Below are 7,058 nucleotides of genomic sequence, written 5' to 3' on the forward strand. Positions count from 1 at the left end.
TCAAACATTAACAAATTTTAAAAGGAGATAGTATGGCAGCAAAGTTCGGGGTAAACGTAACCATAAGCGCCGAGGCCGCAAGGCCTATCAGCGTAGAAAGTACTACGCCTATTGGTATAGCAGGGTATGAAGAGGTGTTAGAAAATGGTCTACATTTTTATATGACAACAGCAAAGGCACTTGAAGCTCTTGAAACAAAATACAAAGCTAAAAAGGATGCGAGCCAAGCTTTTAAAAAAGGCTCTATTTATAGGGCATTAAAGGGCATCGAAGATCAGGCGGTTAATACACAAATAATATTAAGCGTATTCACCAAAGACGACGATAGCGATACGAACAATGAGATCACAGAGTGCAAAAGTGCCGTTACAGAGTTTGCTAAAGCTAAATCTCGCTTCGGATATAACCCTAATCTAATCGTAGCACCCGAATATAGCCACGAAGATGCGATTAAGGGCGAGATAGAAAAGATGGCAACCAGGCTAAAAGCAACCGGCATCGTAGATCTAAAAGTTCAGGATGCGGCCGCGGCGATAGTAAAGATGGGAGACTTTGGCACTAGAAGGCTAGTTGCTGCTTATCCAAATGTCAAGGTTTGGGATGATGAAACGAACGCTTATGTCTATGAGGGGCAAAGTGCGAGAATAGCCGGCATGATAGCTCATACGGACGGCATGAGCGAGTTTGGATATAGCGACAGCTACTCAAACAGAGTTATGATAGGGGTTTCTGGTACGCAAATAGACGTGGATTTTGAGCTTGGAGAAACTTGCACCGCGGACGAGCTAAGGGCGGCTAAAATTTCGACCGTTATCAGAGAAAGCGGTTTTAGAGCGTGGGGCGGAGAGACTAGCGATCAAGATACTATATGGAAAGACCTTGCAAGAGTAAGGGTATTTGACCGTATTTCGCAAGCTTGCCAAAAGGGAGTGCTGTTTGCGATCGATAGAAAAGCAGATCAATTATATCACGCCAAAAGAAGCGTTAGCGAGCTACTGCGCAGTCTGGTCGGGGCAAAAGTACTGCTCGGATACGAACTTAGCTGGAGCGAGAAAAATACGCTAGCAAACATTACGGACGGCAAATTTTATCTGGACGTCCGCATGCAAAACAATCCTATCGTAAAACAGCTTACGCTTGATTTTATCTATGTCGATAAATACGGTGAAACGCTTATGAACGATTTAAATAAATAAGGAGTAAAAAATGGTAAAGAGACAAATTCCTCAAGTTATTCAGGAAGCAAGCGTATTCATAAACGGTCAAGGATATTTAGGCGTAGTTAAATCGCTCACAATACCAAAGATAGAACAAGAGACGATCGAAGCCAAAGGGGCGCTCGGCGGGAATTTCGCAAGCGGGACGATAAAACCCGTAGAAATGGAGTTTAAGCTAAGCGTGCTTGATAGGAACACATACTTGGGTTATGGACTAAACACTTGGAATAACAGAATTCCTTTTTTATTCAAGGCTAGCATCTTTCAATCCGGCAAAGGCGCTCCCGAGCCTTTTTCTATGGCTGTCACTGGCGATATCACCGAGATAGACCCGGGAAGCTTTGAAAGCGGAAAAGAGATGGAAGTTAGCGTCAAGCTAGCCGTTCATTTTTTAGATATAAATATAGGCAAAGTCCCGGTAGCGTTACTAGACGTCGAAAACATGATATGCCTTATAGGCGGTGTGGATTATTTGGCGCAAGTACGTTCAAATTTGGGCGAATAATCAATATTTTCTATCGGCGACGAGAGCTGCGCCGATAGATTAAACGGCTTTTTAAAGGCCCTTAAATTTTAAGTCAAAGGAATAAAAATGAGCAAGAAAAACGAAATCATCGAGCAAGACGGCATCAAATACACCGTCGTTACGTTATCAGACGGCAACGAAGTTAAAATCAGGCATCCAAAAGGCAAAGATCTTCGCTTTGCTATGAGCGCAGGCAGAAGCAACGAGGCTGATTTGACTTTTAGGCTAGCTAGCAACCTTACTTGTATGAGCGAAGCGGAGCTTGAGGAGCTAGAAGCCAAAGACTGCTCGCTTATTCTTAGCGCGGTAGCGGGTTTTTTAGCGTAGGCCACACTCGCGAGGGCGTGGCGATAATAGGACACGCGCTTCATTTTTCGTTTGATGAAATTATGGAGTTTTACGTAGATGAATACGAGGATTTTTTAAAAATAGCGATGGAAATTTTAAAGGCTAAATCTCAAAGTTTGGCATAAAAGATATAGCTTATTAAGAATTTAATAACGCCCTGAAATAGTATGGAGCCAAAGGCGCAAGCAAGAGCTAATTCAATGCTAAAAAAGCCTATTAGCCCTGAAAAAATTAGAGCCGAGGCTACAAAAATGCTAACGCTGCTGTCTTTTTTTTCATCAAAAAGAAAATCCATATTAGGCGTAGGGCGATCTTTGACGCACGGGGCTAATCCAAAAGCGTTAAGTAAAGCAAAGATCGGTACAGCCAAGATGGTTCCGAAAAATAGTCCGCCCGCGATATTATCGCTATTTGGTATTTTACCCTCGATCATATAGGCGCTAAGAGTTCCTAAAAGTAGGACGAATGTAAGAAAAATGAGTCGTTTCATACGGATATTTTAAGCCAAAAAACCAGTAAAGTCAAGAAAAGGAGAACAAAAATGGATAGCACGCAAGTGGGCATATTAATTAGCCTAAAAACAGCTGGCTTTGGTGCTTTATCTGGCAATATAAGCTCACTTAGCAAGCTTAGTGCTGGGCTTGAAAAAGTTGGTAAAAACGTTACTGGGCTAAATGAAAAAATAGCTAAGATCGGCGCACTTAAAGCAAACATCGATACGAATGTAGGCAAGATCAGCGGTGAGCTGGGCAAATGGCAAAGCACTCTAGCAACGGCTGCTAGCTTTGTGGTGCCGGTTAAACTCGCCGTAGATTTTGAAAGCTCGATGGCAGAAGTTAAAAAATACGTCGATTTTAAAAGCAAAGACGAGGTAAAAAATTTAGGAGAGCAGATAAAACAGCTAAGTCGCGAACTTGGCATAAACGCAAATGAGCTAGCGCAAATTTCAGCCTCTGGCGGACAGCTTGGACTCGATAGTTCAAAGATCGCAGACTTTACAAAGTTAGTCTCTAAAATGGGCGTAGCATTTGATATGAGCGGTAAAGATGCGGGCGATGCGATTGCGCTAACGATGAACAACCTAAAACTAGGAATTGATGAGATAGCAACTCTTGGCGATAAGATAAACTATCTTGACGATAAAATGTCTATGGTAAAAGCAAGAGATATCATAAACGTAATCGGTCGTACGGCAGGCTCAGGCTCGATACTTGGACTTAAAGGTGATAAAATTTCAGCTCTTGCTAGCAGCTTTTTGTCTCTAGGTAAAGCTCCCGAAGTGGCCTCAACAGCAATGAACTCGCTATTTAATAAACTTGCAAATATCGACGGGCAAGACGAGAAATTTAAAAAAGCTCTGCAAAGCATTGGAATGGATGCAAACTACTTAAAGGTTGCAATGGCACGCGATGCTAGCGGTGGGCTTGATATGTTTTTAAACACTCTAGCCAAAGTCGATAAAAAGGCTCAAATGGGCGTACTAACCGATCTATTCGGTACTCAATTTGCCGACGATATGGGTTCGCTAGTAAACGCGATCAGTCAATACAATCAGGCTGTAAATTTAGTAAACGATAAAGGAGCGATCGGTAGTATGGACGAAGCGATGAAGGCTAAACTAGCCACTACTAAAAGCGGACTAGAAAGGCTTACTCAAAGCTTCATAAGCTTAGGTATCACGATAGGTGATGCCTTTTTGCCAACGTTAAATTTAATCGTAAATGGACTTTCAAAAGTGACAAATTCTATAGCCGCGTTTACCGAGAAATTTCCAAATTTGTCAAAAACACTATTTGGTATTGTAGGCGGTATGCTTGCTATTATCACCGTGGCTCCTATGCTTAAAATTTTGTGGTGGAGTCTTAATATAGCATGGCAACAAGCTAAAATTTTAGGGACTGGCATAAGCTTTTTAAATAGTGTGTTTAAGCTTAAATATCTAAATACTTTAAAGTTAAATGCTGCGTATTTGATCACCGCTACTCGTATGAAAGCCGCGGCAGCGGCTACCTGGATAGCAAACGCCGTGGGCAAAGCATGGGCGGCGACTATGGCGGCAGTAAGAGGCGCATCTCTCGCGGCTGCGGCCGGCATGAAAATAATGCGCCTAGCCCTCATCTCTACTGGTATCGGAGCCCTGGTAGTAGCTTTAGGAGCGGGCGCGGCATGGATTATAGAAAACTGGGACAAAGTAAAAGCCTTTTTTGGAAATATCTGGGAGAGCGTAAAGCCCTATTGGGAGGCTACTTCAAATTTCTTTAGCTCTATATTCGATTCGGTAGTAGAGTGGTGGAGATCTATCTTTGGAGGCTTTTTTGATTGGGTATCCGAGAAATTTCAGTGGGTCGTAGATATCGTTAGCTCTATCGGAGACGCCTTGGGAGTGGCTACTGATTGGACGAAAGACGCTCTTGGTATAGGAGACGGCAAAGAGAGCAACTGGTATAACCCTTTTTCGTGGTTTAACAACGAAGAACCTCAAAGCGCGCCGGTAAAGGCCAAAGAGGTCTTATCCGCGGCGTCTAAACCCGCTTCCCCGCAAGCCGCCGCGTTAGCGGCTACCTCAAGCGGAGCGAATATAAATATAAACTTTAACGGCGATTTTTTGCTTAATTCAAATAACGGCAAATTCGATCTTGAAAGCTTTAAGGCTCAAATAACAAGAGGAGTCAAAGAGGCGCTTAAAAGAGATGAATTTAATAGCACCAACACCGAAATAAGAGAGCAAAGGTAACGATATGGTCTTAAATTTGGGCGGATTTAAATTTAACTGGAAGCAAGTAGGCGGCATATCGCTCGAGACCGAGTTTGGCATAAGCTCGCAGGATCGTATCCAAAATCACCCCATTTTATTTGCGGCAAATTTAGGAAACCAAACCGTGAGCATAGAGGGCCAGACTATGCCCTATAACGGCGACAAACAAACGGCACTTAAAAGACTTTACGATATAGCTTACTCAAGGCAAAGTTATCCGCTAACCAACGGAAACGGCAAATATTTCGGCAGGTTTGCGGTTATTAAAATCAGCGAAAAACAAGCCGTATTTACCCCAAACGGAGCGTTTTTTACACAGAGCTTTAATATCGAGCTTAGGAGAGATTATGATTAAAATTTATATAGCAAAAGACGGCGATAGGATCGATACTATCGTTTACGCTCATTACGGACATTTAAGATTTTTCGAGCAAGTATTATCTCTAAATCCAAAACTAGCCGCTACACTTAAAGCGGGCGACAAGGTATTTTTGCCCGAGATAAAAGAGAAAGCCAAAGAACAGGCCAAATTATGGTAAAACACCCGAATTTTAAACTCGAAGCAAACGGTAAAGATATTACGGAGATCATCAAAGCAAATCTCATCAGTCTAAATTTTGACGATAAGGAAGGCAGCAAAAGCGACGAGATAAGCTTTAGCGTTAGTGATATATACGCCAAGCCCGTATTCGGCGATAGCTTAAAACTTTGGCTAGGATATGGGGACGATCTTTATCTTTGCGGCTCGTTTAGCGTGCAAACAGCTAGTAGGGATTATAAAAACCGAACCACCGAAGCAAGAGCCACTGCCGTAAACTTCGCCAGCCCTCAAAAAATCAAAAAGCGTAGAAGCTGGGAGAACACTACCGTATTTGAAATAGCAAGAAAAATAGCCGCCGAAAATAAACTTGCCGTAAAAACGTCCGGGCAGGATCAAAACATCGCTTCCGTCTTGCAAAACGACGCGGGAGATCTAGATTTCTTGTATGGGCTTTGCTTTGATTACGGCTTTATCATGGCGGTAAAAAATAACACCATCGTTATAGCTTCCAAAGACGCCAAAGGAGACGAAACGCAAACTTCAAATACGCCTAAAAACGAGAGTTTGCCCAAATTTACTCTAAATTTAGCCGAGCTTTACTCCTTGGAGATCACGGAGGCAAATAGAAACTCGTATACGGCCGTAATAGTAGAGTGGCAAGATGTAGAAGCGGGAAAAACAAAGAGTATTAAGGTAGGCTCGGGCGAGCAAACCTACAAGATGCAAATAGCCCAACCAAAATCAGATAACGAGGCTTTTAGACAAGGCGAAGCCAAGCTAAACGAACTGCAAAAGGGCGGCATAAACGGCAGGTGTAGTTTACCAGGCGCAAATATAGTAGCGGGCGGAAAGCTTAAATTTAGCGGTATAGCTGGACTAGAAGCAAACGAATTTAGTATCAAAAGCGTAAGCCATAGATTAAGTACGGATAATTACGAAATAGAGATTGAATTTGAGGGGTAAAAAATCTCATTTTTTACATTAAGGTTAAAAATGAGAAATTTTTTTACGAAAAAAGTGAGACGGGTTAAATCAATAAGATATTTTGCATTAATAACAAAAACACAATAAATGCCGTATAATATAACTAGGCAAAAAACAAAAAAGGTAGTGAAATTTATGAAAAAGACAGAATTGATTGATGTTGTAGAAGCACAAGAAAATAATTTTTATAAAGATGGAAATATATTTTTACTAAAAAAAGACAATGAGTTCATTGATGGTGATCTCAGAACTGCAAAAATAGATGATGAGAAATTAGATATAAATGGTATGAAGATAAAAATTATATCATCACTATTTAAAAGACAAGAGGGGGATTCTAGTTATTGGAGCATATATGAATTTGCAAGTGTTGGATTTAATGAGACAAGAGAAGGCTACTATAAGCTATGGATACCTTGTGAAAATGCCAGTAGTAAACATCATAATTTATTTTATCATTTTGGTAGTGATGTATTTGCACATGAGCCTTACGGTAGTTTGAATAATTATTTAAAATTTAATATTAAAGAAAAATATACATTTTCATTTTTTTATCATATTCATAATTTTTTAATTATAGATTGTGAGGAAAAAATCACCTTCAAAGAGTTTGATGAGTATTGCAGGGTTATATTATCTGCAATTGGTTTCATTACCGGCTTTATACAGATGGATAGAGGTTATTAT

General features: G+C 41.0%; 10 protein-coding genes. 9 read left to right on the forward strand and 1 reads right to left on the reverse strand.

Annotated elements, in window-relative coordinates:
- Positions 1–32 precede the first annotated feature (32 nt).
- From G6W42_RS08230 to G6W42_RS10690, 4 genes are all read left to right on the forward strand, one after another.
- A complete protein-coding gene (locus tag G6W42_RS08230) occupies positions 33–1,196 on the forward strand; it encodes a phage tail protein (RefSeq protein WP_194173633.1) in 1,164 nt (387 codons plus the stop codon).
- Positions 1,197–1,206: 10 nt separating this feature from the next.
- Positions 1,207–1,722, forward strand: a complete 516-nt coding sequence (locus G6W42_RS08235) for a phage major tail tube protein (RefSeq protein ID WP_103604090.1) — start codon at positions 1,207–1,209, stop codon at positions 1,720–1,722.
- 87 nt (positions 1,723–1,809) lie between these two features.
- Positions 1,810–2,070, forward strand: a complete 261-nt coding sequence (locus G6W42_RS08240; protein WP_148817339.1) for a phage tail assembly protein — start codon at positions 1,810–1,812, stop codon at positions 2,068–2,070.
- A gap of 17 nt (positions 2,071–2,087) precedes the next feature.
- Positions 2,088–2,216, forward strand: coding sequence for a hypothetical protein (locus G6W42_RS10690; protein ID WP_021084060.1), 129 nt, complete (start codon positions 2,088–2,090; stop codon positions 2,214–2,216).
- On the opposite strand, the gene G6W42_RS08245 is transcribed toward G6W42_RS10690, so the two are convergent.
- On the reverse strand, positions 2,201–2,581 hold the full coding sequence (locus G6W42_RS08245; RefSeq protein ID WP_194173634.1) for a hypothetical protein: 381 nt from the start codon (positions 2,579–2,581) through the stop codon (positions 2,201–2,203). The genes G6W42_RS10690 and G6W42_RS08245 overlap by 16 nt on opposite strands.
- A gap of 51 nt (positions 2,582–2,632) precedes the next feature.
- On the opposite strand from G6W42_RS08245, the gene G6W42_RS08250 reads away from it, so the two are divergent.
- The 5 genes from G6W42_RS08250 to G6W42_RS08270 all read left to right on the forward strand — a co-directional run.
- The gene (locus tag G6W42_RS08250) at positions 2,633–4,825 is read left to right on the forward strand and encodes a phage tail tape measure protein (protein ID WP_194173635.1); all 2,193 of its coding nucleotides are present in this window, start codon (positions 2,633–2,635) and stop codon (positions 4,823–4,825) included.
- Positions 4,826–4,829: 4 nt separating this feature from the next.
- Positions 4,830–5,201: a phage tail protein gene (locus tag G6W42_RS08255; protein WP_194173636.1), complete on the forward strand. Its 372-nt coding sequence runs from the start codon at positions 4,830–4,832 to the stop codon at positions 5,199–5,201.
- Positions 5,194–5,385 carry a tail protein X gene (locus tag G6W42_RS08260; protein WP_194173637.1) on the forward strand — a complete coding sequence of 64 codons (192 nt, stop codon included), beginning with the start codon at positions 5,194–5,196 and terminating at the stop codon, positions 5,383–5,385. Before G6W42_RS08255 ends, G6W42_RS08260 begins: the two co-directional genes overlap by 8 nt.
- Positions 5,379–6,350, forward strand: a complete 972-nt coding sequence (locus tag G6W42_RS08265; protein ID WP_194173638.1) for a phage late control D family protein — start codon at positions 5,379–5,381, stop codon at positions 6,348–6,350. Before G6W42_RS08260 ends, G6W42_RS08265 begins: the two co-directional genes overlap by 7 nt.
- A 156-nt stretch (positions 6,351–6,506) precedes the next feature.
- A partial coding sequence (locus G6W42_RS08270; protein ID WP_194173639.1) for a hypothetical protein occupies positions 6,507–7,058 on the forward strand: 552 nt, incomplete at its 3' end.

It is taken from the genome of Campylobacter concisus, from assembly GCF_015230015.1.
In the GTDB taxonomy this organism is placed as follows: Bacteria; Campylobacterota; Campylobacteria; order Campylobacterales; family Campylobacteraceae; genus Campylobacter_A; species Campylobacter_A concisus_AF.

Coding starts and splice junctions, on each gene's coding strand:
- G6W42_RS08230 (WP_194173633.1), top strand. CDS start 33: ATGGCAGCAAAGTTCGGGGTAAACGTAACCATAAGCGCCGAGGCCGCA.
- G6W42_RS08245 (WP_194173634.1), bottom strand. CDS start 2,581: ATGAAACGACTCATTTTTCTTACATTCGTCCTACTTTTAGGAACTCTT.
- G6W42_RS08265 (WP_194173638.1), top strand. CDS start 5,379: ATGGTAAAACACCCGAATTTTAAACTCGAAGCAAACGGTAAAGATATT.
- G6W42_RS08235 (WP_103604090.1), top strand. CDS start 1,207: ATGGTAAAGAGACAAATTCCTCAAGTTATTCAGGAAGCAAGCGTATTC.
- G6W42_RS08250 (WP_194173635.1), top strand. CDS start 2,633: ATGGATAGCACGCAAGTGGGCATATTAATTAGCCTAAAAACAGCTGGC.
- G6W42_RS08255 (WP_194173636.1), top strand. CDS start 4,830: ATGGTCTTAAATTTGGGCGGATTTAAATTTAACTGGAAGCAAGTAGGC.
- G6W42_RS08260 (WP_194173637.1), top strand. CDS start 5,194: ATGATTAAAATTTATATAGCAAAAGACGGCGATAGGATCGATACTATC.
- G6W42_RS08240 (WP_148817339.1), top strand. CDS start 1,810: ATGAGCAAGAAAAACGAAATCATCGAGCAAGACGGCATCAAATACACC.